General features: G+C 68.6%; 28 protein-coding genes. 15 read left to right on the forward strand and 13 right to left on the reverse strand.

Features of this window, described 5'->3' with window-relative positions; genetic code table 11:
* From BRESU_RS00490 to BRESU_RS00525, 8 genes are all read left to right on the forward strand, one after another.
* Entirely contained in the window at window positions 1–366 is a 366-nt protein-coding gene (locus tag BRESU_RS00490; protein WP_013267515.1) for a hypothetical protein, read from the forward strand.
* Window positions 363–608: a hypothetical protein gene (locus BRESU_RS00495; protein ID WP_013267516.1), complete on the forward strand. Its 246-nt coding sequence runs from the start codon at window positions 363–365 to the stop codon at window positions 606–608. The genes BRESU_RS00490 and BRESU_RS00495 overlap by 4 nt, the downstream gene beginning before the upstream one ends.
* Complete coding sequence (locus BRESU_RS16700) at window positions 605–2,707, forward strand: ParB/RepB/Spo0J family partition protein (protein ID WP_013267517.1); 2,103 nt, start codon at window positions 605–607, stop codon at window positions 2,705–2,707. The genes BRESU_RS00495 and BRESU_RS16700 overlap by 4 nt, the downstream gene beginning before the upstream one ends.
* A gap of 151 nt (window positions 2,708–2,858) precedes the next feature.
* Window positions 2,859–3,050, forward strand: coding sequence for a hypothetical protein (locus BRESU_RS00505; protein ID WP_013267518.1), 192 nt, complete (start codon window positions 2,859–2,861; stop codon window positions 3,048–3,050).
* Between the two features lie 92 nt (window positions 3,051–3,142).
* Window positions 3,143–3,478 carry a hypothetical protein gene (locus BRESU_RS00510; protein WP_013267519.1) on the forward strand — a complete coding sequence of 112 codons (336 nt, stop codon included), beginning with the start codon at window positions 3,143–3,145 and terminating at the stop codon, window positions 3,476–3,478.
* Window positions 3,475–4,086, forward strand: coding sequence for a hypothetical protein (locus BRESU_RS00515; protein ID WP_013267520.1), 612 nt, complete (start codon window positions 3,475–3,477; stop codon window positions 4,084–4,086). The genes BRESU_RS00510 and BRESU_RS00515 overlap by 4 nt, the downstream gene beginning before the upstream one ends.
* 70 nt (window positions 4,087–4,156) lie before the next feature.
* Complete coding sequence (locus BRESU_RS00520) at window positions 4,157–4,492, forward strand: helix-turn-helix domain-containing protein (RefSeq protein WP_013267521.1); 336 nt, start codon at window positions 4,157–4,159, stop codon at window positions 4,490–4,492.
* A 28-nt stretch (window positions 4,493–4,520) separates the two neighbouring features.
* A complete protein-coding gene (locus BRESU_RS00525; RefSeq protein ID WP_013267522.1) occupies window positions 4,521–5,681 on the forward strand; it encodes a tyrosine-type recombinase/integrase in 1,161 nt (386 codons plus the stop codon).
* A gap of 25 nt (window positions 5,682–5,706) precedes the next feature.
* On the opposite strand, the gene BRESU_RS17245 is transcribed toward BRESU_RS00525, so the two are convergent.
* The 9 genes from BRESU_RS17245 to moaA form a co-directional block, all read right to left on the reverse strand.
* A complete protein-coding gene (locus BRESU_RS17245) occupies window positions 5,707–6,168 on the reverse strand; it encodes a hypothetical protein (protein WP_156796085.1) in 462 nt (153 codons plus the stop codon).
* Window positions 6,169–6,666 (reverse strand): hypothetical protein, encoded by a 498-nt coding sequence (locus BRESU_RS00530; protein WP_041761145.1) that lies wholly within the window; start codon window positions 6,664–6,666, stop codon window positions 6,169–6,171. It abuts the gene before it with no gap.
* Window positions 6,663–7,436: a TIGR04255 family protein gene (locus BRESU_RS17045; protein ID WP_013267524.1), complete on the reverse strand. Its 774-nt coding sequence runs from the start codon at window positions 7,434–7,436 to the stop codon at window positions 6,663–6,665. Before BRESU_RS17045 ends, BRESU_RS00530 begins: the two co-directional genes overlap by 4 nt.
* A gap of 297 nt (window positions 7,437–7,733) precedes the next feature.
* The gene (locus BRESU_RS00540; protein ID WP_013267525.1) at window positions 7,734–8,930 is read right to left on the reverse strand and encodes a molybdopterin molybdotransferase MoeA; all 1,197 of its coding nucleotides are present in this window, start codon (window positions 8,928–8,930) and stop codon (window positions 7,734–7,736) included.
* The gene (moaC, locus tag BRESU_RS00545) at window positions 8,927–9,403 is read right to left on the reverse strand and encodes a cyclic pyranopterin monophosphate synthase MoaC (protein ID WP_013267526.1); all 477 of its coding nucleotides are present in this window, start codon (window positions 9,401–9,403) and stop codon (window positions 8,927–8,929) included. Before moaC ends, BRESU_RS00540 begins: the two co-directional genes overlap by 4 nt.
* Window positions 9,404–9,958 (reverse strand): molybdenum cofactor biosynthesis protein B, encoded by a 555-nt coding sequence (gene moaB / locus BRESU_RS00550; RefSeq protein WP_013267527.1) that lies wholly within the window; start codon window positions 9,956–9,958, stop codon window positions 9,404–9,406.
* Window positions 9,955–10,410, reverse strand: coding sequence for a molybdenum cofactor biosynthesis protein MoaE (locus BRESU_RS00555; RefSeq protein ID WP_013267528.1), 456 nt, complete (start codon window positions 10,408–10,410; stop codon window positions 9,955–9,957). Before BRESU_RS00555 ends, moaB begins: the two co-directional genes overlap by 4 nt.
* A 2-nt stretch (window positions 10,411–10,412) precedes the next feature.
* Window positions 10,413–10,649: a MoaD/ThiS family protein gene (locus BRESU_RS00560; protein ID WP_013267529.1), complete on the reverse strand. Its 237-nt coding sequence runs from the start codon at window positions 10,647–10,649 to the stop codon at window positions 10,413–10,415.
* 2 nt (window positions 10,650–10,651) lie between these two features.
* Window positions 10,652–11,674, reverse strand: a complete 1,023-nt coding sequence (gene moaA / locus BRESU_RS00565) for a GTP 3',8-cyclase MoaA (protein ID WP_041761149.1) — start codon at window positions 11,672–11,674, stop codon at window positions 10,652–10,654.
* Window positions 11,675–11,744: 70 nt separating this feature from the next.
* On the opposite strand from moaA, the gene modA reads away from it, so the two are divergent.
* Genes modA through BRESU_RS00585 form a run of 4 tightly spaced genes read left to right on the forward strand, consistent with a single transcriptional unit; the run spans window position 11,745 to window position 14,146 of the window.
* Window positions 11,745–12,458: a molybdate ABC transporter substrate-binding protein gene (gene modA / locus BRESU_RS00570; protein ID WP_013267531.1), complete on the forward strand. Its 714-nt coding sequence runs from the start codon at window positions 11,745–11,747 to the stop codon at window positions 12,456–12,458.
* Window positions 12,455–12,805: a winged helix-turn-helix domain-containing protein gene (locus tag BRESU_RS00575; RefSeq protein ID WP_013267532.1), complete on the forward strand. Its 351-nt coding sequence runs from the start codon at window positions 12,455–12,457 to the stop codon at window positions 12,803–12,805. Before modA ends, BRESU_RS00575 begins: the two co-directional genes overlap by 4 nt.
* Window positions 12,798–13,505, forward strand: a complete 708-nt coding sequence (modB, locus tag BRESU_RS00580) for a molybdate ABC transporter permease subunit (RefSeq protein WP_013267533.1) — start codon at window positions 12,798–12,800, stop codon at window positions 13,503–13,505. The genes BRESU_RS00575 and modB overlap by 8 nt, the downstream gene beginning before the upstream one ends.
* Window positions 13,502–14,146 (forward strand): ATP-binding cassette domain-containing protein, encoded by a 645-nt coding sequence (locus BRESU_RS00585; RefSeq protein ID WP_013267534.1) that lies wholly within the window; start codon window positions 13,502–13,504, stop codon window positions 14,144–14,146. The genes modB and BRESU_RS00585 overlap by 4 nt, the downstream gene beginning before the upstream one ends.
* Here the strand turns inward: BRESU_RS00585 and BRESU_RS00590 are convergent.
* On the reverse strand, window positions 14,124–14,387 hold the full coding sequence (locus BRESU_RS00590) for a hypothetical protein (RefSeq protein ID WP_013267535.1): 264 nt from the start codon (window positions 14,385–14,387) through the stop codon (window positions 14,124–14,126). The genes BRESU_RS00585 and BRESU_RS00590 overlap by 23 nt on opposite strands.
* 154 nt (window positions 14,388–14,541) lie before the next feature.
* On the opposite strand from BRESU_RS00590, the gene BRESU_RS00595 reads away from it, so the two are divergent.
* The 3 genes from BRESU_RS00595 (at window position 14,542) to BRESU_RS00605 (ending at window position 16,749) form a co-directional block, all read left to right on the forward strand.
* A complete protein-coding gene (locus BRESU_RS00595; protein ID WP_013267536.1) occupies window positions 14,542–15,078 on the forward strand; it encodes a hypothetical protein in 537 nt (178 codons plus the stop codon).
* A 109-nt stretch (window positions 15,079–15,187) separates the two neighbouring features.
* Window positions 15,188–15,982: a cytochrome b/b6 domain-containing protein gene (locus BRESU_RS00600; protein WP_013267537.1), complete on the forward strand. Its 795-nt coding sequence runs from the start codon at window positions 15,188–15,190 to the stop codon at window positions 15,980–15,982.
* Entirely contained in the window at window positions 15,979–16,749 is a 771-nt protein-coding gene (locus tag BRESU_RS00605) for a molybdopterin-binding protein (RefSeq protein WP_013267538.1), read from the forward strand. The genes BRESU_RS00600 and BRESU_RS00605 overlap by 4 nt, the downstream gene beginning before the upstream one ends.
* A gap of 1 nt (window position 16,750) precedes the next feature.
* Here BRESU_RS00605 and BRESU_RS00610 read toward each other — a convergent pair whose 3' ends face one another.
* From BRESU_RS00610 to BRESU_RS00620, 3 genes are all read right to left on the reverse strand, one after another.
* The gene (locus BRESU_RS00610; protein ID WP_013267539.1) at window positions 16,751–17,767 is read right to left on the reverse strand and encodes an oxidoreductase; all 1,017 of its coding nucleotides are present in this window, start codon (window positions 17,765–17,767) and stop codon (window positions 16,751–16,753) included.
* Window positions 17,768–17,852: 85 nt separating this feature from the next.
* Window positions 17,853–18,899 (reverse strand): ribonucleotide-diphosphate reductase subunit beta, encoded by a 1,047-nt coding sequence (locus BRESU_RS00615; protein WP_013267540.1) that lies wholly within the window; start codon window positions 18,897–18,899, stop codon window positions 17,853–17,855.
* Window positions 18,900–19,065: 166 nt separating this feature from the next.
* Window positions 19,066–19,602, reverse strand: a complete 537-nt coding sequence (locus BRESU_RS00620; protein ID WP_013267541.1) for a hypothetical protein — start codon at window positions 19,600–19,602, stop codon at window positions 19,066–19,068.
* Window positions 19,603–19,829: the final 227 nt, after the last annotated feature.

Raw genomic sequence — 19,829 nt, forward strand, 5'->3', positions numbered from 1 at the left:
ATGGTCCGCTATGCCAACCCTCCGACCTTCATCCCGGCCGCCCGCTCCGACGATCCGCTGACCTTCGTCAGCATCGACGCCCTAGCCGTCCACCTGCTGCGACAGCGTCCCAGCCGACGGCTGGAGTTCTGCCCGGGCGTCTGTTCCCGGTCGGGGGCCGAAGGCGTGCCGGTCGTCAACGTCTTCGCGATGCGCCCCGGCGATGCCCTGGAACGCCGCCGCGAGGCCCTGCGCCGGGGCGAACCGACCGCCGATCCGCTCGACGAGGAATGGCTGGGCTGGACGACGGGCGAGCGCGCCTGCGACCCGGTCGAGGTCGAGGCCGCGCTGAACCGCATGCGCTCGGCCGGAGGGCTGGCAGCATGAGCAAGACCCTCAAGCAACAGATCGCCTGGGCACAGGGACGGGCGGCACAGGCGCGACGCCTTGCCTCGCGCGCTGCCCCGGACAGCGCCGCACGGACGCGCGCCGCTCAGGAGGAGGCCATGGCCGAGGCCATCGCGGCATCGCTGCGAACCGTCGCCAGACGGCGTCGGCTGGTCCGGCCCGATCGGCTGATCTTCGTCCCCCTCGTTTCCGACCAAGCATCGCAAGGACTTCATTCATGACCGCCGCCGCCTTCGAACATGCGGACCTGGTCCGCCGCGTCGCCGACCGCGAGGACCGCCCCATCGCGTCGATGCGGAGCCTTGCCGAGGAACTGCAGCGCGACCCGTCCAACCTCAGGAAGACGATCAAGGGTCTGGCCGACGACGGCGTTTTCGTCTGGTCGCCCGGCGAGGTCCCGGCCATCACCGATCTGGGCCGCCAGACCCTGCGCGGGATCGACATCGCCCAGGGCCTGACGCCCGCGAACGACGCTATCCCGGTCCCGACACGCTGGCCCTTGGACCAATGCCGCCCCAACCCGGCCAACCGGCCGATCGATCCGGCGACCATCCCCGAAATGGCGGGCCAGATCGTGGCGGCGGGCGACATCCTGCAGCCCTGCCTGCTGACCCCGGCTGACGCGAACGGCGTTCGCATGATCCTGGCGGGCGAGCGGCGCTGGCGCGGCGCGATGATGCTGGCGCAGCAGACCGACCTGTCGGGCCTGGGCATCGTCGACGGCTTGCCGTTCGTCGAGCGCGAGGCGACCGAGGTCGAGGCGCTCAAGATCATCATGATCGAGAACAGCGCGCGCGAGGACATGACGCCGCTGGAGGACGCCCGCCAGCTGCTGAAACTGGCCGAGGCCTCAGGCTGGTCAGGGGCCGAACTGGCGCGCCAGACAGGGCGATCGTCGAACGGCGACCGCAACAAGGAAAAGGACGTCACCGATAAGCTGCGCATCGCGCGAGAGGCCACGCCCGAGCAGATCGCGGCCTATGAGGCGACCGGCAGCTGGGACGCCCTGCGCAACGCCGTCTTCGGGCGGGCGACGGCATCGGCCACATCGGCACCCAGCGAAGCCGAGCCCGAGGCCGAACACGACGCTCAATGGCTGGCAGAGCGATGGGAGCGTGCGACGGATGAAATCGCGCCGCCCTCGACGCGCCCGCCGGAGTCGCCGATCCCGCCGACGCTGACCATCTACAAGCGGGGCGGCCGCTACTGTGCTCGAGTCGCGGTGACCATGTCGGATGGCCGGATCGCGGAAAGCCGTCCGCTTCCGCACGGCATGGAAACGCCGGCCCTCGCGATCCAGATGGCGACCGACGACATTGTCGCCGCGATGCGGCCGACATTCCATCGGCCGCTGATTGAGTGGCTGGATCGCAAGAGCGGCCCTTTCTACGTCCAGGGCCGGAACTGCCTGAACGCTTCCAACGCCCAGGAGCGCCGCTTTGCTCTGGGCTGGGACAAGCGCCAGGCCGCCAGCGGCGGCGGATCGACCCGCACCGCGGACTCGGCTGAAACCCCCGCTCTACCCGGCACCGATAACACCGACGAAGCCCGGCCACTGTCGCCACGCGCCCGATTGGCCTTGATCGAACTGGCCCACAAGATTGGCCGCGAACCGCGCACCATCAGCCCAACGGCTCTCGCACCGGACATCTTGGCCGCCTCCAACATCCCGGAGGCCTGGACGACGTGGGGGGCCTACTGCGGGAAATACTGGACCGATGCCGCATTCAGCGAACTGGTCACGGCGCGTCTGATCCGTGCCGTCAGCGTGCCGGGCGGCATCCCGCCGATGGCGGTCCTGACAGCCGATGGCCTCGCGTGGTTCGAACGTGAAGGCCTGGACCTGATGGTCCCGCACATGGACCTGAACGCGGCCCAGCACGCGGCGAACGCCATCCCCGCCGCCCCGGCCGTCTATGCCACTGATTGGCTGGAGACCAAGGTCGCCCCGGCCGCCCCCGCGCCCGCTTCGGTCGACGGCACCCAGCCCGAACTGCTGGACGATCCCCTTGATCGTTGGAACCGCAGTGCCGCCGACATCGCCGCCGATCAGGGCCTGCTGGACCGGGTCGAGGCCTTCTTCCAGAGCCGCGACGACATCGACGAAGACGCCGCCCGCGCCCTGATGGCGGAACTGAAGGTCGAGGGACCGTTCACCGAGGACGGTGACGGCGGCCTGGTAGCCACGATCGACGGGGACGCGGCCTCGATTGCCTTCGTCGATGTGGAGCGGGAACTGCCGCACGAACGCAGCCGCGCCATCGCCCTGCTGGCCTGCTGGGCCATGGAAGTCGTGTTCGGATCGGGAGCGGCGGCATGACCCCGCGCGACGCCCGCCGCCCGCCCACAAGCCCGCGCCCATCGCCACGCGCTCCCCGGCATGGCCAGGTCTTCGATCTTCCGCCCGTCGCCTCGCCCGAGGACGGACAGCGGCCCGCGACGCCCGAGGACGGGCAGCCGGTGACCACCAGATGACCCGCGCCCCTCTCGCCGCTGGCGACCATCGTGTGCGTGCCATCCTCGGCGGTGGCGCGATCGAGGCACCCTGCGTCGACCACGACATGGCCGTCGCCCTGTTCGACCGCCTGCGCCGCATCGCCCCGAACATTCGCATCGAGCGGATCGCCGGGACCCGCGTCGTCGAAGTGGCGGGCCTGTCGTGAGGCCGCCCTGGTCCGAGGCCGCCGCCCTCCTCGCCTTCCTACCCCAACCCCTCGCGCCGGCCCGCCGTCGCGTCCCCTACCGGAGACCCAAGATGAACGACCTGCGTTTCGCCCTGATCCGTCAGGGACCCGCCGACCTCGACACCCGTCCGATCGGCTTCGATAGCCTTCCCGCCCTCGCGCGCGCCATCGAGCGCGACCGCCAGGGCCGGTCCATCGAACTGGTGGAGCGCGAGGATTTCGAGTTCGAGACCGACAAGCTGCTGCACACAGTGGTCGAGGTCTGGACGCTGGACATGGCCAACGGCCGCGACACCCGCATCGGCATCGCCTGGCTGAACGAGAGCGGTCGCGAGACGCTGGAGCCCGCCCTTCGCGCGGCTGCCCCCGAGCGCGCCCGCGCTGAGCCCCGGCGGAGGGCAGCATGAGCGCGCAGAACCAGCCGGTTTGGCAGTGGTGGGCCAGCCTCGACGAAGAGACCTACACCGTCGGTCCCGAGGACACGCGTGAAGCCGTGATCGAAGCGGGCTTGGTCGATTTCGACGGCCGATCCTTCCACATCGTCGAGGCGATCAAAGGCGACCCGGCGCAGATGCTTCCCAACGCCGAGACTTTCGTATCCCGCGCCTTGGAGGATGCGGCCGACGAAGGCGAGTTCGGCAAGGACGGCGATTACGATCTTGCGGGCAAGCCGGAAGTGCACCAGGCGGCATTCGCGGACCTGGATGCGGCAATCGCGACGTGGGTGGTGAAGTGGGGCCACCTGCTTCCCACGCCCTGGAAGTTCCGTTCAACGCGCAATCCCGAGGTCATCGAAGGCGCGACGTACTGTCTGGCGTGCGATGAAGTGTTGAAAGACGACGACATAGTCATGGACGACGTCAGCGGTGACGTTCTGCACGTCGCGTGCTGCGGACCGGAGCGCGACTCCTACGTCAAGGACATCGGGACCGGCGAACCGCTCGGCCCAGATGACCCTATCCCGACGGGTTATCGCTGGGGCGATCGGCCGATGCCGAAGGGCCACGGCCAATGACCGGTCTGCTTGGATACCTGATCGGCTGGGCCCACGACCTGATCCGGCGCGGCCGATGGGTGGCGCGGTGATGGCTGACGGCAGCACTCAGTTCGACCCTGTCGCCATCGGCCCGGCCACCGAGGCGCGCCTGCTGTCCCTGTTCGCCTCGGCAGCCCTGGCGACGGCCGAGGCGACCGCCGCCTTCCTTGGCATCGACGTGAAGTCCCTGCGCGCCCTGACCGACGCGGGCTTGATCCGCGCGGTCCGCCGGGGCGGCGGCGGACACCGCGCCTACACCGAGGGTGACATTCGCGCCTACCTGACAGAGAGTGCCGCCCCTGTTCGGGAGGCCCGACCCGTCGTCAGCCATGGCGGCGCCCGGGTCGTCCCTTTCACCCAGCGCAAGGGCCGACCCGGGCGCTGACGCGACCGCATCGATCGAGGCCTGATCCATGACCGTCTATCTGCCGAAGAACAGCCGGTTCTGGGCCTACGACTTCCAGTACAAGCGCCAGCGCTACCATGGCTCGACCGGCGTCGAGACGCGCCGGAAGGCCGAGGACGTGGAACGCCGCATCCGCCAGCAGGCCGCGCTGGGCACTCTGGACGACGGCTCGGGCATGACGTGGGACCAGGCCGCCGGCCGCTGGTGGGCAGAGGTCGGTCAGCACAGGGCCAGCGCCTATCAGCTGGAACACCGGCTCGCCATCGCCACCCGACTGATCGGCCCGACCACGCCGATCTCCCAGATCACGACCCGCACCATCGCCCGCGCGATCGAGAAGCGCCGGGGCGAGACCTTCACCCGGCACGCCGACACCAAGGACCGCAAGGCCAAGCGCCACACGCTGTCGAACGCGACGGTCAATGCCGACGTCATGCGCCCCATCCGCCGCGTCCTTTTCCGCGCCCGCGACGTCTGGGAGGTCCAGGGCTTGCCGGTGATCGATTACAAGGCGCTGGTCCTGAAAGAGCCCGAGACCGAGATCCGGCTCTACAGCGCCGAACAGCAGGCCGCCTGGTCGGCCGAATGCGACCCGACCGCCCGGTTCGTCCTGCGCCTGCTGCTGACCTATGGGCTGCGCTTCGGCGAGACTTTCATTCCGCCGGCGGCCTTCATTCCCGACGCCCCCGGCGGCCCAGTGCTGGCGATCAACAAGAGGAAGCGCGGTGCCTTGTATCTGCCGCTCCGCGCCGACGACGCGCGCGAGATCGCGGCCCGCGCTGGCCGAGCCCGTGCTGCCGGCCTCCAGTCCATCCTGTTCGAGACTGCCGGTCGTGATGCCGAGGGCCAGGACCAGCTGGTCGAGGTCTCGCGCTCCGGCATGGCCACCCGCCTGCGCAATGCCGCCAAGCGCGCGGGCCTGACGCAGCCGCGGCTGATCCACGGCACCCGCCATCACGTCGGCACCACTACCTTGGCCGAGACCGGCGACCTGCGGATGGTCCAGAGCCTGCTGGGCCATGCCGACATCAAGTCGACCCTGCGCTATTCGCACGCCCTGGACAGCGGCCTGCGGTCGCAGCTGGAGTCCCGAAATAGTCCTGGTGCCCCGGCTCCGGAGGCGGAGTTTGCGGCAGCGAAACAACGCCGGGCAAAGCGCCGCCAGTAATCGTGACTACGCGGAGCCCCTCAGATTATCCGGCCCCTCCGGCGGGAAACGGCGTATCGCTCAAGGCTAGGATCACGCTGTCCGCCACTAAGTTGCGACCGTCATTTTTGGTCCAGCCGAAAATGTCGCCGTGAAAGGGGTTAGCGGGAGTGTCGTCCTCACCTTTCGGCGTGTGGGCAACAACGCCGCTCTTCTCTCGGAGTTTGCCCGCAGCGATTGCGATCATCGCATATGTATTCGGCATTTCACCGCAGCGATGAAGCGAACTCAATCCCGCTTTTAGCAGGAGGCATTCTAGATCAATGGAAGTGGTTTCGCCGCGCCGTGGTGCAAATGCTTGACTTGATACCCGCTTGCCGCCGGTCAGTTCATCTTGGACTATTTGAACGGGCGTTCGGCAATGGCGGATAACCCTGTCGGCGTTACCGATTCCCAAATCATCGACCAGATCAGTCGATCCATATGGTTGGACAATCGGATTGCACACTCAGCAGCGCAACGCTCCCATCGAGGCACGAAAAGCCTCTTGTGCAGCCGCGCCCTCGACTAAAACGACAGCCCCCGTCACACGATCCTTCATCCAAAACGTTTCGGCGAGGTCATGATCAATGCAGAACTCGATAGAGACGGTGGCGAGATGCCACTCGATCTGAAGCGACCCATCTGCGCCAGGAACGATGGCACCAGCACGAAAAGCCCTCGCCGGCTGTAGGCCCGCGAGGGAGCGGGACATTGCACGGATCACGGGCCACGCGATTTTCGGCGCGCCATAGCCATCCCAGTTTTCCGGCAGGTGTCTAACTGCCGTGAGCTGTTCGCCAATCCATGTTCCGAAACGGAAATGGTCGACTGGCAGTGTGGCGGTGTCGACGGTCGCATCAGGCACCGGGTCGACTTGGACAAAGCGCGAGGTCTCCCGCGCGGCTGCCGGGACGCGCTGCGTTTGCACCTTATGGACTTCATCAGAGGTCAGAAGTGCATTCATGATGCTTTCCAAGTGGCCCTGTAGGCCTCTGTCGTCAAGCTGTGCAATCGATCCGTCATAGTCGCGTGAGCCTCATTCAGGATGGCGAGCGCTTCCTCTAGGGTAGAAGCATCATCCTTGGCGATGAACCGCAGCCTAATGAAATCGCCCTGCTCACCGGTAGGCGCCGTAGCATGAACAGCGCGCGCTTCAATCTGCAGGTGCCCCGACGCCGAGTTGGGGAGCGACTCGCTCCAAGCGAGTTGGAAATTGGAAACAGGACCAGGCGTCCCTAGGGCGATCCCTTCCAGGACATCACGAATCCGAACGCCATCCCCATAGGGCAACATATTGTCGTAAAACACTTCAACCCGTGAGATCTCGGGCATGTCGCGACCAGCGTCGGTGATCGACGCAGTTAGACGGCCCCAGCAGTCCTCCAGGCTTGTCAGAAGAGAGCTGAACCCACCGTAGGGAGGCATGTCACCGCCTGGCAGGCTCTGGCGACGCCAGTTCCGCCCAAGGAAGTTTGTTTGAACCTGAACTAGATCGCGCCCGTCCTCTGAAACAAACCACCAGCGATGATGATCATCTTCGGGTCCTGTCACCTGAAATGGCGTGCCGTTCGTGCCGGCTATAATAGGCAGCTGCTTTTCGACATTTGGGAAAATGTCGCGATAGCGATCGTGAAGCCCCTTTATATCGTAAGCATCGACTAGGCCATTTGCCTCGGTGAAGAGGCTGATCCCAACCTCGAAGAGAGGCGCGCGATCATAGGTTCTTCGGCTCAATGGCGTTTCTTCCTTCGATATAGATTCCTACGACCCTTCAACGACCGGTGCAAGGCACCGCTCAGATGAGGGAGGACACCCAGTCATAGATGGGCGATGCCGGCACCAAATGGGCTACGCTATACCCAAGCTCTGGACGGCGGCCGGCACGGGATGATGGGAGTCCCGGAATAGTCCCGGAGCCCAAGCCCCGGAGACGGAATTTGCCGAGCCAAAACAACCCCGTGCCAAGCGCCGCCAATAACCTCCGAAGGCAGGGGTCAGAGGTTCGAATCCTCTCGGGTGCGCCACTTTTCTTCAGACATCGAGGCCGGCGACGGGCACGGGATCGCCTGCCGCGAGTGCTGGCGCGTGGGGCGGGCGACGCAGCAGGGCGTCGGCGCCGGCCAGCACCGTGACCATGGAGGAATCCTGATCCGGGAGCGCCCGGATCGTCGCAAGGCCGTCCTCATCGCGCACGATCACGGCCCGCATATAGTGGTCGCGGGGTCCGTTGGCGGGCAGGGCCTCTGCCAGCGTCATGGGCCGGAAGGCGGGTGCGACGCGTCCGCCCTGCATCGCCGCCAACAACGGCACCAGGAACAGTTCGGCGCACACCAGGGCCGAGACCGGATTGCCGGGCAGGCCCAGAAGCAGGCGACCGTCCGGCAGGGTGGCAAACCAGACCGGCTTGCCCGGCCGCATGGCCACCCCCTCCACCAGAAGGGTGGCGCCCAGGGTGCGGGCGGCGGGCTTGAGCAGGTCGTGGTCTCCGACCGACGCCCCGCCGATGGTGACGATCAGGTCGGCGCTGGCGTGTCCCAGCCCCTCGGCGATGGCGTCAAGCGTGTCGCCCACCAGCGCCAACCGGCGCACCTCTGCGCCTGCGCGGCGGGCGACGAGGGCCACGCCCGGCCCGGCCGCGTCGTGGATCTGGTACGGGCCCGCAGGGGTGCCGGGTTCGACCACCTCGTCGCCGCCCGCCAGGATCGCGACGCGGGGACGGCGGGCGCAGAGGACCTCGGGGCGACCGGCGGAGGCGGCCAGGGCGACCCGCCACGGGCTCAGACGCAGACCCGCCTCCAGCAGGCGCGCGCCGTTCCCGTAGTCGGCCCCGCGCGGCCGGACCCAGGCCGGCGCGTCGGCGCTGGCCGGAACGGTCAAGTGATCGCCGTCTCGGCTGGCCTCCTCCTGGATCACCACCCGGTCGGCCCCGGGTGGCAGGGGGGCACCGGTGAAGATGCGGACGGTCTCTCCCGGCCCGAGCGGCGTGTCGCGGCCCCGCCCGGCGGCGCTTTCTCCCACGATCCGCAGCGCGAGCGTGCCGAGGTCCATGGTGCGCACCGCCCAGCCGTCCATGGCCGACGCATCAAAGGGGGGCTGGTCCCGCAGGGCGACGACGGGCTCGGCCAGCCAGCGACCGTCGGCCTCGATCAGCGGCACGGGCTCGGCAGCCGGGGTGCCGACCGCCGTCAGCATGGCGGCGCGGGCCGTCTCGACCGTCGGCAGGCTCACGCGCGGACCCAGTCGCCGGACTCGCCGCCCGTCTTGCTGAACAGCCCGACCGCCTCGATCGTCATGCCCCGGTCGACGGCCTTCAGCATGTCATAGAGGGTCAGGAGCGCGACCGTCGCCGCCGTCAGCGCCTCCATTTCGACGCCGGTCCGGCCCGTGGTCCGGGTCGTCGCCGTGACCGACAGGCCCGATCCGTCGGCACTGGCCTCAACGGCCACGACCACCGCATCCAGCGGCAGGGGATGGCACAGGGGAATGAGGTCGGCCGTCTTCTTGGCCGCCATGACGCCGGCGATCTCCGCCACGGCGCGGACGTCGCCTTTCCGGCCGCCGCCCGACAGGGCCACGGACAGGGTCTCGGGGGCCATCATGATCCGGCCCGTGGCAACCGCCTCACGCACGGTCGTGGCCTTGGCCGAGACGTCGACCATCCGCGCGCGGCCGTCGGCGTCGATATGGGTCAGGTCCGCCATTCAGACCTCCCGCAGCCGGGGCATGATCTCGACGAGGTTGCAGGGCCGGTGGCGGCTGTCGAGCTGCCACCGGATGACCCGGTCCCAGCCGTCGCGCACCGCCCCGTTCGACCCCGGCAGGCAGAAGACGAAGACCCCGTCGATGATGCCTGCCGTGGCCCGCGACTGCAGGGTCGACAGGCCGACGGTCTGGTAGCTGACGGTGTGGAAGATGACCGAGAAGCCGTCGATCCGCTTGTCGAACAGCGGCTCCAGCGCCTCTGGCGTGACGTCGCGCCCGGTCAGGCCCGTGCCGCCGGTGGTCAGGATCGTGTCCACCGCGCCCGCGTCGATCCAGGCCCGCACCTGCGTGCGGATGGCGTCGACGTCATCGGGCACGATGGCCTTTTCCACACAGATGTGGCCGGCCGTCGCGATCCGCTCGGCCAGGATACCGCCGGAGGTGTCGCTGTCATGGTCCCGTGTGTCCGACACGGTCAGGACCGCGATCCGCACGGGCACCACCGGCTGATCGAGCAGCAGCTTGCCGCCCGGCGCGGGCAGGATATCGGTCATGGTCGGGTCTCCCAGCGGGCGGCGTCGGCGTGATCGCTGACGCGTGGTTCGATCCAGCGGCGGCCGTCCGGCCCGTCCTCACGCTTCCACAGGGGGGCGCGGGTCTTCAGCTGGTCCATCAGGAAATCGGCCGCCAGGAAGGCATCGCGGCGATGAACGGCGGCGGCGGCGACGAAGACGATCGCCTCGCCCACCCGGACTTCTCCCCAGCGGTGCACGGCGACCACGTCGATGAGGTCGAACCGCGCGCGGGTCTCGGTCTCCAGCTCGCCCATGACCCGTTCGGTGAAGCCGGGCCAGGCGTCCAGGGCCAGGGTCTCGACTGCCTGCCCGTCCGTCGCGGCGCGGCACAGGCCGGTGACGCTGACCACCGCCCCGACGTCCGTCCGTTCGCGGCAGAAGGCCGCCAGCAGGGCGGCCGGATCGATCGGGTCTGTCTGAAGCCGCACCATCGTCAGCCGCCCGAGACGGGCGGGGCGAAGGCGACCTCGTCGTCCGGCCCGACGGGATGGTCCCCGCGCACCACGACCTGGTTCACCACCGTCATCAGGCCGGGCCGCGCCAGACGGTCCGCCAGCCGCTCGTCTTCGGCCAGCGTCGCCCGCAATGCCTCGACGCTGTCGCCATCGATTTCGCGCTCGCGCCAGCCGGCGACGTCGGCCAGGGATCCGAACAGCAGCACGCGCGCCATGGTCAGCCCCCCGTCATGGACATGGGCCGCGCCACGGCGGGGGCGAGGCCGGTCCCGATGCGGAAATCGTGGCTCTTCGGCTTGCGGGCCACCGCGGCGCGGATCGCTTCGGCCACGGCCGCGTCGTCGCCCGCGCGCAGGACCGGCCGCAGGTCCGCATGATCGTCCTGGCCGAGGCACAGATAGAGCCGCCCCGTGCAGGTCACCCGAACCCGGTTGCAGGTCTCGCAGAAGGTGTGGGTCATCGGCGTGATGAACCCCAGCGTCCCGCCCGTCTCCTCGACCCGGACATAGCGCGAGGGGCCGCCGGTCCGCCTGGCCAGCGGGGTCAGGGTCCAGCGCGCCTCGAGGTCGCGCCGTACCTCCGTCAGCGACAGGAACTGGTCGGTCCGGTCGGCGTCGATCTCGCCGAGCGGCATGGTCTCGATCAGGGTGATCTCATGGCCCTCGCCGTGCGCCCAGGCCACCATGTCGGGCAGGTCGGGGGCGTTGTCGGCCTTCAGGGCCACGGTGTTGATCTTGATCGCGATCCCCGCCGCCCGGGCCGCCGCGATCCCCGCCAAAGCCTTCGACAGATCGCCGCCCCGCGTGACGCGGCGATAGGCGTCCGGGTCCAGCGTATCCAGCGACACATTGATCCGCCGCACGCCGTGGCGGGCCAGGGACCCGGCATGCTCCGCCAGGTGCGTACCGTTCGTGGTCAGGGTCAGTTCATCGAGCGCACCGGAGCGCAGATGCCGGGACAGGCCGGCGACCAGATCCATGAACCCCTTGCGGATCAGCGGCTCGCCGCCCGTCAGACGCAGCCGGCGCGTCCCCAGGCCCACGAAGACCGAACAGAGCCGGTCCAGTTCCTCGATCGACAGAAGCTCGACCCGCGGCAGGAAGGTCTGGCGCTCGCTCATGCAGTAGGTGCACCGCAGGTCGCAGCGGTCGGTGACCGAGACGCGGACATAGTCGATCGACCGGCCGAACGGATCGACCATGGGCATCGCGGTCTGGCTGGACGTTGACAGGGGCGTCATGCTCAAACCAGCATAACGGTCACGGTGTGGGAGCAAAGTCATTTCTGTCCTGATCGACCGCCGCGCCCTGATGGTTACAGGCCTGGCTGCGCTGGGCGGCTGCGCACAGCCGTCGTCGGTCGCGCCCCTGACCCTGTTCGCGGCCGTGTCGTTGACCGACGTCCTGACCGAGCTGGCTGCCCGGTTCACCGCCGACACCGGTCGTCCGGTGCGCACCGTCTTCGCCGGCAGCGGCGAGATCGCGCGTCAGGTCGAGGTCGGGGCCCCGGCCGATCTGGTGATCCTGGCGGACAGCGAGTGGATGGACCGGCTGGCAGCGGCCCGGGCGATCCGGCCGGACACTCGCATCGACCTGCTGACCAACAGCCTGGTGGTGATCGCCCCGGCCGATCGATCGTCCAAACCCTTCGCCTGGCAGGGCCGCATCGCCATCGGCGACCCGGACAGCGTTCCAGCGGGCCGCTATGCGCGCCAGATGATGCAGAGGCTGGGCGTGTGGGACACCGGGACTTCCACCCGGGTGACGGCCGCCGACGTCCGGGCCGTCCGCGCCTTCGTGGCGCGCGGCGACGTCGATCTGGGCGTGGTCTATCGCAGCGACGCCCTGGGCTTCGACGCCGTCCGCGTGGTGGCGACCCCGACCGCCGCCGTCCAGCCCCGGATCATCTATCCGGCGGCCCTGACCACCGGAGCGCGCGCGAGGTCCGATGCGCTGATGACCTTCCTGCGCTCGACCCCGGCCCGCATCGCCTTCGAACGACACGGCTTCGGAGCCGCCGCGTGAGCGACGCCCCCCGCCTCTGGTTCCAGATCCGGATCGGCGAAGGCCGCTTCGGGCCCGGAAAGGCCGAACTGCTGGCGCACATCCGCGACACCGGCTCGATCAGCGCGGCAGCGCGGGCCATGAGCATGTCCTATCGCCGCGCCTGGACCCTGCTTGACGCCGTCAACGCCCTGACCGGAGTCCCCGTCGTGGAAACAGAGCGCGGCGGGGCCAGCGGCGGCGGCGCGAAACTGACGCCGCGAGGCGAAGCGCTGCTGGCGGCCTACGAGCAACTGCGGGCCGCGCTCGACGTTACAGCGGCCTCCACCCTTCGTGATCTGGCGGCGATGGATCCTGCCGGTGAGTGATCTGGTCGCGCCCCTTTCGGCCGCGGAGGTCGAGGCCCTCGGGCTGTCGCTGCGCGTGGCCGGCATCGCAACGCTCGCGACGCTGCCGGCCGCCGTCGGTCTGGGCTGGATCCTCGCGCGCGGGCGCTTTCCGGGAAAATGGCTGGTCGAGGCGGCGGTCAGCCTGCCGCTGGTCCTGCCGCCGGTGGTGACGGGTCTGGCCCTGCTGCTGCTGTTCGGGTCGCGCGGACCGCTGGGAAGCCTCCTGGCGGACGTCTTCGGCGTCAGCCTGCTGTTCCACTGGACCGGGGCGGCACTGGCGGCGGGGATCATGGCTTTGCCGCTGATGGTCCGGCCGATCCGGCTGGCGATCGAGGGCGTCGACCGGGGCCTTGAGCAGGCGGCGGCGACCCTGGGCGCGCCCCCGGCCTTCGTCTTTTTCTCGGTCGTCCTGCCGCTGGCCCTGCCCGGCGTGATCGCCGGCGCGCTGCTGGGATTCGCGCGCGCCTTCGGCGAGTTCGGCGCGACGGTGACCTTCGTCGGAGCCATCCCCGGTGAGACCCGGACCCTGCCCGTCGCCATCTACGGCGCGCTGCAGGGCGTGGACGGCGAAACCTCGGCGCTGAGGCTGGCTCTGATCTCGATCGCCGTCGCCGTGATCGCGCTGGTCGGGACCGAAGCCGTCAGCCGCGTCCTCGGCCGACGGAGCGTGGTGGCATGAGCCTGGCCTGCGCCATCCGCGCTGAACGCGGGGGCTTCCGCATCGACGTGTCCTTCGAGAGCCCGGCCCGCATCGTCGGCATCCAGGGCGCGTCGGGAGCCGGCAAGACCACCCTGCTTCACGCCGTGGCGGGCCTCATTCCCGTGGAGCACGCGCGGGTCGCGGTGGATCAGGCCGTCCTCGTCGAGACGGACAAGGCGCTGAACCCGCCGGTCCATGCCCGCAGGATCGGCTATGTCTTTCAGGATGCGCGGCTGTTTCCGCATCTGAGCGTGGCCGATAACATCGCCTATGGCCGTCGGTTCGCCGCCGGCGCTGTCGACATGAACCCCGTGATCGAGCGGCTGGGCATCGGGCACCTGATGGGTCGATGGACGCGGAACCTGTCGGGCGGAGAAGCCCGGCGCATCGCGATCGCCCGCGCCCTGGCGGCCGATCCGCGCCTGCTGCTGCTGGACGAGCCTTTTTCGGGCCTGGACGCCGACCGTCGTGCGGACCTGATCCCGTGGCTGGTGGCATTGACGCAGGACATCAGGACGACGGTCCTGGTGGTCTCGCATGACGCGGCCGATCTGGAGGCACTGGGGGCAGACCGGATCGTGATGGCCGGGGGCCGGATCAGTCCAGACCGTCGGCCGTGACCTGGTACGTCACGCCTTTCGAGGCGGCCTCGGCCGCCAGGTCTTCCTGGACCAGATGCCAGCGGCGCAGGCGCTCGAAGTCGATCAGGTGGGTCGGCGACTCGTCCAGCCATTCAGTGAGTGCCTTGCTGAGGACCTCGTAGTCCGGCGCGTCGGCATTGGGCACGGGCGGCACCCATGGCAGGCGCGCGGCCACGTCCGGAGGAATGGGAAAGGTCCCGGATGTGGTCGACAGCATCATGATGCATAACCCTAGGGCAAGATGATGCTGAGGCAAGGCTCAGGTCGTTCGCACCTCACGGGTGAACGGTCTTGGTCGATGGCGCGTCGTCCTGATATGGCCGAAGGATCGGGTTGAGCGACGCCGCCGGCACGGGCGGCCGGAGGTGAAGACGATGACGGTGACGACCCCTGTGACCCTGGCCCTCGCGGCCCTGCTGATGACGGCCGGAACCGGTCACGCCCAGAAGACCGATCCTCGCGCGACGCAGGTGCCGGTGCAGGCACAGAACGGCTCAACCTCCGACCCCGTCGACCGCCTGTTGAGCCCGACTGATGCGGCGACGCCGGCTGTCCCCGCGGTCAACGACGGCGAGGCCTATCACCGGGCCGACGATGCGCAACAGGACCCGGCGGAGTTGCGGACGACCCGGGCCCTGAACGACGAGATCGCCTCCCGCAACCAGCTGGCCGAGAACCAGGAGCGCGCGGATCGGGAGGCGTACGAGCTGGAGCGCGCCCGCTATCAGGCCACCGTGGACCAGGCGACCCGCGACCGACTGGCCTATGAGGAGGCGGCGCGGCAGGCCGAGGCTGCTCGCCGGCAGTGGGAACTGGATCGCGATGCGGCCGAGCGGGCGCGCGGCCAGTACGCCGCGGACCTGCTGGCCTGTCGGGCCGGGGACCGCAGCCGGTGCGGATCGCCGAAATAGGATACCGGTCGGGTAACCCTCGACGCCGGGCGGGCGTATTCGCCGCAGACGGCGATTTGCCGGACGGGGGGTTCCTGTAGGATCATCCGGTGGCTGCGGGAGGGGAACGATGACGGACGGAACGCTGGACGCCTCGCCGGGCGAGATCGCATCCGGCCCGCCGGGCGACGGTCACGCGGATCGCCCCCTGCCCGGCGGCCGGACCGATACCTATCGTCATCCGCCGCTCGTGCGGATCAATCACTGGCTCAACGTGACGGCGATCGTCATCCTGCTGATGAGCGGGGCCAACATCCTGCTGGCCCATCCCCATCTGTACTGGGGCGTGCGGTCGACCTTCGCCGATCCGTGGCTGAGCATTCCGGCGATCCCGAACTGGCTGCTGATCCCCCAGGGGCGGAACCTGGCCGAGGCGCGAACCTGGCATTTCTTCTTCGCCTGGGTCTTCGTCATCAACGGCCTGATCTATCTGGCCTACGGCTTCGTCTCGAAGCGGTTCGGGCGGCGGCTTTGGCCGACGTCGGACGAGCTGAAGGGCACCTGGGCCAGCGTCAAGGAACACGCCCGCTTCCACTTCCCGAAGGACGAGGAGGCCCGCAACTACAACGTCATTCAGAAGCTGACCTATGTCTCCATCATCCTGGTGATCCTGCCGATGATGCTCATCACGGGGCTGTCGATGTCGCCGGGGTTCAACGCCGTGGGCGGGTTCCTGCTCGATATCATGGGGGGCCGTCAGTCGGCGCGGACGCTGCATTTCATCTCGGCCGGGCTGATCGTGGGGTTCATCGTGATCCACGTCTTCCTCGTCGTCTGGACCGGCTTCGTGAACAACATGCGGGCGATGATCACGGGATGGTTCGTGCTGGAGCCGTCCGATCACACGAAGGGAGACGGGGCATGAGCGGGACCCCGATGAACCGCCGGTCCTGGCTGGGCCGGGCGCTGGCGACGGTCGGCGTGGTGGCCCTGGCGGGTTGCCAGCGCGTCGGCGAGGCGGGCACGCGCCTGCTGGTCTCGGCGGAAGAACTGACGCTGCGCGCCCAGCGGCTGCTCATTCCGCGCGAGGCCCTGGCCCCGGAATACGACGTCTCGGAGATCAGCCCGGACTTCAAGCCCAACGGATCCATCTCGCCGGCGGCGGCGGACTATGTGGCGCTGAGGGACGCCGGCTTCGCCGACTACCGGCTGGAGGTGGGCGGTCTGGTCGAGCGGCCGCTGAGCCTGTCGCTGCCCGAGCTGCGGGCCCGCCCCGGCAGGACCCAGATCACCAAGCACGACTGCGTCGAGGGCTGGACGGCGATCGGGCAATGGACCGGCGTGCGGCTGGAGACCCTGCTGGACGAGGCGGGGCTGAAGCCCGAGGCGAAATACATCGTCTTCCACTGCTTCGACGCCCTGACCCAGACCGAGGACGGCCCGCGCTACTATGAGAGCATCGACCTGATCGACGCCCGGCACCCGCAGACGATCCTGGCCTACGACATGAACGGCGAGGTCCTGGGCGTCCCTCACGGGGCCCCGCTGAGGCTGCGGGTCGAACGGCAGCTGGGCTACAAGCACGCCAAATACATCCGCCGGATCGAAGCCGTCGAAAGCTTCGACGACATCCAGGGCGGCAAGGGCGGCTACTGGGAAGACCGCGGCTACGCCTGGTACGCGGGGATCTGATTTACAGGGCGACCTCGCGGTGCAGCCGGGCGCTTTCGACCCCGGCCTCGATCACCTCCATGACGGCGAGGGCCTGTTCAGGCGGGACCGGATTGTCCCCTTCGCCGCGAAGGGCCGCCGCGATCCCTGAGTAGTAGGCGGGATAGTCGCCGGCCGGGCCCTCGACCGGCACGCGATGGCCGCTGTCGCCCTCGACCCGGATCATCGGCGAGGGATCCACGCCCCAGCCGGGCCCGCCGACGGGCAGACCGGCCTTCAGCTGATCCTCCTGCGGGTCCAGGCCCGAGGACAGCAGGCTGGCCCGGGTCCCGTGGACCGCGAAACGGACATCGGGCGCGGCGATCATCATGGCGGCGTTCAGGACGACGCGGGTGGCTTCGTAGCGCAGGACGGCATGGGCCCAGTCGGGGCTGAGGCCGCCGTCGCGCTGGACGGCAAGGTCCAGGGTGACGCCCAGCGGCCGGCCGAACAGCACGAGGGCTTGATCGACCAGATGGGGCCCCAGATCGAACCAGACGCCCGCCCCCGCGGCCTCGCGCCAGCGGTCGCGGACGACGGGACGATAGCGGTCGAAGCGGCTCTCGAAGGTCACCACCCGGCCCAGCCGGCCCGAGGCAATCTCGGCCCGGAGGGACAGGAAATCGGCGTCCCATCGGCGGTTCTGGAACACCGAAAGCAACAGGCCCCGCGCCTTCGCCAGGTCGACCACGCGCCGGGCGTCGGCCAGGGTCAGGGCGAAGGGCTTGTCGACCACCACCGCCTTGCCGGCCCGCAGGGCCGCTTCGGCCTGGTCGGCGTGCAGGGGGTCCGGGGTCGCGAGGACGACCAGATTGACGGCGGGGTCGGCGAGCGCTGTCTCAAGGTCGGGCACGGCCCGGGCCTTTGGCCAGGCGGCTGCGAGTCGGTCGGCCTGCGAGGTCACCACCGTATGGAGGGTCAGGCCGGGGGTGGCCGAGATCAGGGGCGCATGGAAGGTCTGACCGGCGAACCCGAACCCGACGAGGGCGACGTTGATCATGTCAGCACCCCCTCTGGAACAAACAAGGAACAAACGTTAAGCTTCTCCTCCCCGTTCCGGAGGAATGGGGAGGAGAAGCCGAGATTTAACCCGCGACCATGCTCATGTCGCGGCGGGCCAGCATCTTGTCGAACTCGCCCCAGACGCCTTCGGCGCCGTGCCAGGCACCGGTGGTGGCGGCCTTGGAGTATTCCGTGGCGCGGGCCTCGAAGAAGTTGGCGTGCTCGACGCCCGACAGCAGGGACTGCAGCCAGGGCAGCGGGTTTTCCTTCACGCCGTAGAGCTCGGGCAGCTTCAGCTGGCGCAGACGCCAGTCGGCGATGAAGCGGATGTACTGCTTGATGTCCTCGGGCGTCATGCCGTTGATCTCGCCGGCCTCGAAGGCCAGGTCGATGAACTTGTCCTCCAGCCCGACCACGGTCTCGCAGCACTGGACGATGTCGTCGGCCACGGCCTTGGTCACCACGCCCGTTTCCTTGTTGAAGGCGTGGTACAGCTTGATGATGCCGTCGCAGTGCAGGCTCTCGTCGCGGACCGACCAGGACACGATCTGGCCCATGCCCTTCATCTTGTTCTGGCGCGGGAAGTTCATCAGCATCGCGAACGAGGCAAACAGCTGCAGCCCCTCGGTGAAGCCGCCGAACATGGCCAGCGTCCGGGCGATGTCGGCCTCGGTGTCCACGCCGAACGTCTGCATGAAGTCATGCTTGTCGCGCATGGCCTCGTATTCCATGAAGGCCCCGAACTCGCTCTCGGGCATGCCGATGGTTTCCAGCAGCAGGGCGTAGGCCGCGATGTGGATGGTCTCCATGTTGGCGAAGGACGACAGCATCATCTTCACCTCGGTCGGTTTGAACACCCGACCGTATTTTTCCATGTAGTTGTCCGCGACCTCGATGTCGGACTGGGTGAAGAAGCGGAAGATCTGCGTCAGCAGGTTGCGCTCCTTGTCGTTCAGGTTCGCCGCCCAGTCCTTGCAGTCCTCGCCCAGCGGCACCTCTTCGGGCATCCAATGGACCTGCTGCTGCTTCTTCCACATGTCGAACGCCCACGGATAGCGGAAGGGCTTGTAGGCGGCCGAGGGGGTCAGCAGGCCAGGCAGGGCGGGCTTGATCGAGACGTGGGCGTTCATGCGAATGACCAAAACAGGAGCGATGGGGGACCGAGGCTCTATCCAACCCCAGAATCGATCCAAAAGCTACGGGTAGTTGGTTAACGATCCCCAACATCAACATCTTGTGTGGAACAGGGGAGCGTTTGGCAGGCCTGCCAGAAAAAGCGGGTGCCACGCCTGCCAGTCAGGCGTCGTCGGCGGGCATGTCCTCCGGTAACAGCTCGCCCAGACGGCGCAGGTAGGCCGCGCGGAGATGGTCCACCTCGCGCAGAGGCCGGCCGTCCGCCTCGATCCGGTCGCCGCAGCGATCCACAATCTGGGCCAGCCGCATCCACGACACCGCCTGGACCGGCCGATCCATGGCCGCCGCCTCCGAGGCCTGACGGAAGGCAAAAAGCCGCAGGTGGCGGGGATCAGGGTCGAACAACAGGCCTATCCGGTCGCCCCCCTCAGCCGCGTCGACCTCGGCCAGGTCGGGGTCCCTCGCCAGCGCCTCCTCGCGCGACACCGGCGGTCGCAGCCAGGCCGGCGGCGTTGCCAGAGACGGGGTCGGCGCATCGGCCCGTCGCCAGCCCTCCAGTGCGGCTCGGCGCCGCAGGGTTCGCTCGGGTACGCCATAGCGTTCGGCCAGAACGGGCGCGGTGATGCCGGACCGATAGTCGTCCCGGATCAGGGCCCAGGTCTCGGCGGTGGGGCGGGGGGTGTGAGTGGCATGGGTCATCCAGCGAGTCTGGCACGGGCCGGATACAAGGCGCGTTCGAAGGGTCGCTGGCGAGGACGGTCATTGAAAAGGCGGCGGTTTTGAGCGTCAGCTGTCCTAACTCGGGCGATGATAACGGACACCCAGGAAGAGGGCGCAGACCCGGGGCGATCCCCCGAACGGCCTAGGTAGAATTACACCGGTCTGCGAAATTTACATTCCCTGAACACGTCAGGCGCTCCGTCCTC

The sequence above is a fragment of the Brevundimonas subvibrioides ATCC 15264 genome (assembly GCF_000144605.1).
GTDB classification, from domain to species: Bacteria; Pseudomonadota; Alphaproteobacteria; order Caulobacterales; family Caulobacteraceae; genus Brevundimonas; species Brevundimonas subvibrioides.

Excerpts from the sequence above, each read along its gene's own strand:
- BRESU_RS00490 (WP_013267515.1), top strand. The coding sequence starts at position 1 with ATGGTCCGCTATGCCAACCCTCCGACCTTCATCCCGGCCGCCCGCTCC.
- BRESU_RS00495 (WP_013267516.1), top strand. The coding sequence starts at position 363 with ATGAGCAAGACCCTCAAGCAACAGATCGCCTGGGCACAGGGACGGGCG.
- BRESU_RS16700 (WP_013267517.1), top strand. The coding sequence starts at position 605 with ATGACCGCCGCCGCCTTCGAACATGCGGACCTGGTCCGCCGCGTCGCC.
- BRESU_RS00505 (WP_013267518.1), top strand. The coding sequence starts at position 2,859 with ATGACCCGCGCCCCTCTCGCCGCTGGCGACCATCGTGTGCGTGCCATC.
- BRESU_RS00510 (WP_013267519.1), top strand. The coding sequence starts at position 3,143 with ATGAACGACCTGCGTTTCGCCCTGATCCGTCAGGGACCCGCCGACCTC.
- BRESU_RS00515 (WP_013267520.1), top strand. The coding sequence starts at position 3,475 with ATGAGCGCGCAGAACCAGCCGGTTTGGCAGTGGTGGGCCAGCCTCGAC.
- BRESU_RS00520 (WP_013267521.1), top strand. The coding sequence starts at position 4,157 with ATGGCTGACGGCAGCACTCAGTTCGACCCTGTCGCCATCGGCCCGGCC.
- BRESU_RS00525 (WP_013267522.1), top strand. The coding sequence starts at position 4,521 with ATGACCGTCTATCTGCCGAAGAACAGCCGGTTCTGGGCCTACGACTTC.
- BRESU_RS00530 (WP_041761145.1), bottom strand. The coding sequence starts at position 6,666 with ATGAATGCACTTCTGACCTCTGATGAAGTCCATAAGGTGCAAACGCAG.
- moaC (WP_013267526.1), bottom strand. The coding sequence starts at position 9,403 with ATGGCGGACCTGACCCATATCGACGCCGACGGCCGCGCGCGGATGGTC.
- moaB (WP_013267527.1), bottom strand. The coding sequence starts at position 9,958 with ATGACCGATATCCTGCCCGCGCCGGGCGGCAAGCTGCTGCTCGATCAG.
- BRESU_RS00555 (WP_013267528.1), bottom strand. The coding sequence starts at position 10,410 with ATGGTGCGGCTTCAGACAGACCCGATCGATCCGGCCGCCCTGCTGGCG.
- BRESU_RS00560 (WP_013267529.1), bottom strand. The coding sequence starts at position 10,649 with ATGGCGCGCGTGCTGCTGTTCGGATCCCTGGCCGACGTCGCCGGCTGG.
- moaA (WP_041761149.1), bottom strand. The coding sequence starts at position 11,674 with ATGACGCCCCTGTCAACGTCCAGCCAGACCGCGATGCCCATGGTCGAT.
- modA (WP_013267531.1), top strand. The coding sequence starts at position 11,745 with ATGGTTACAGGCCTGGCTGCGCTGGGCGGCTGCGCACAGCCGTCGTCG.
- BRESU_RS00585 (WP_013267534.1), top strand. The coding sequence starts at position 13,502 with ATGAGCCTGGCCTGCGCCATCCGCGCTGAACGCGGGGGCTTCCGCATC.
- BRESU_RS00590 (WP_013267535.1), bottom strand. The coding sequence starts at position 14,387 with ATGATGCTGTCGACCACATCCGGGACCTTTCCCATTCCTCCGGACGTG.
- BRESU_RS00595 (WP_013267536.1), top strand. The coding sequence starts at position 14,542 with ATGACGGTGACGACCCCTGTGACCCTGGCCCTCGCGGCCCTGCTGATG.
- BRESU_RS00600 (WP_013267537.1), top strand. The coding sequence starts at position 15,188 with ATGACGGACGGAACGCTGGACGCCTCGCCGGGCGAGATCGCATCCGGC.
- BRESU_RS00605 (WP_013267538.1), top strand. The coding sequence starts at position 15,979 with ATGAGCGGGACCCCGATGAACCGCCGGTCCTGGCTGGGCCGGGCGCTG.
- BRESU_RS00610 (WP_013267539.1), bottom strand. The coding sequence starts at position 17,767 with ATGATCAACGTCGCCCTCGTCGGGTTCGGGTTCGCCGGTCAGACCTTC.
- BRESU_RS00615 (WP_013267540.1), bottom strand. The coding sequence starts at position 18,899 with ATGAACGCCCACGTCTCGATCAAGCCCGCCCTGCCTGGCCTGCTGACC.
- BRESU_RS00620 (WP_013267541.1), bottom strand. The coding sequence starts at position 19,602 with ATGACCCATGCCACTCACACCCCCCGCCCCACCGCCGAGACCTGGGCC.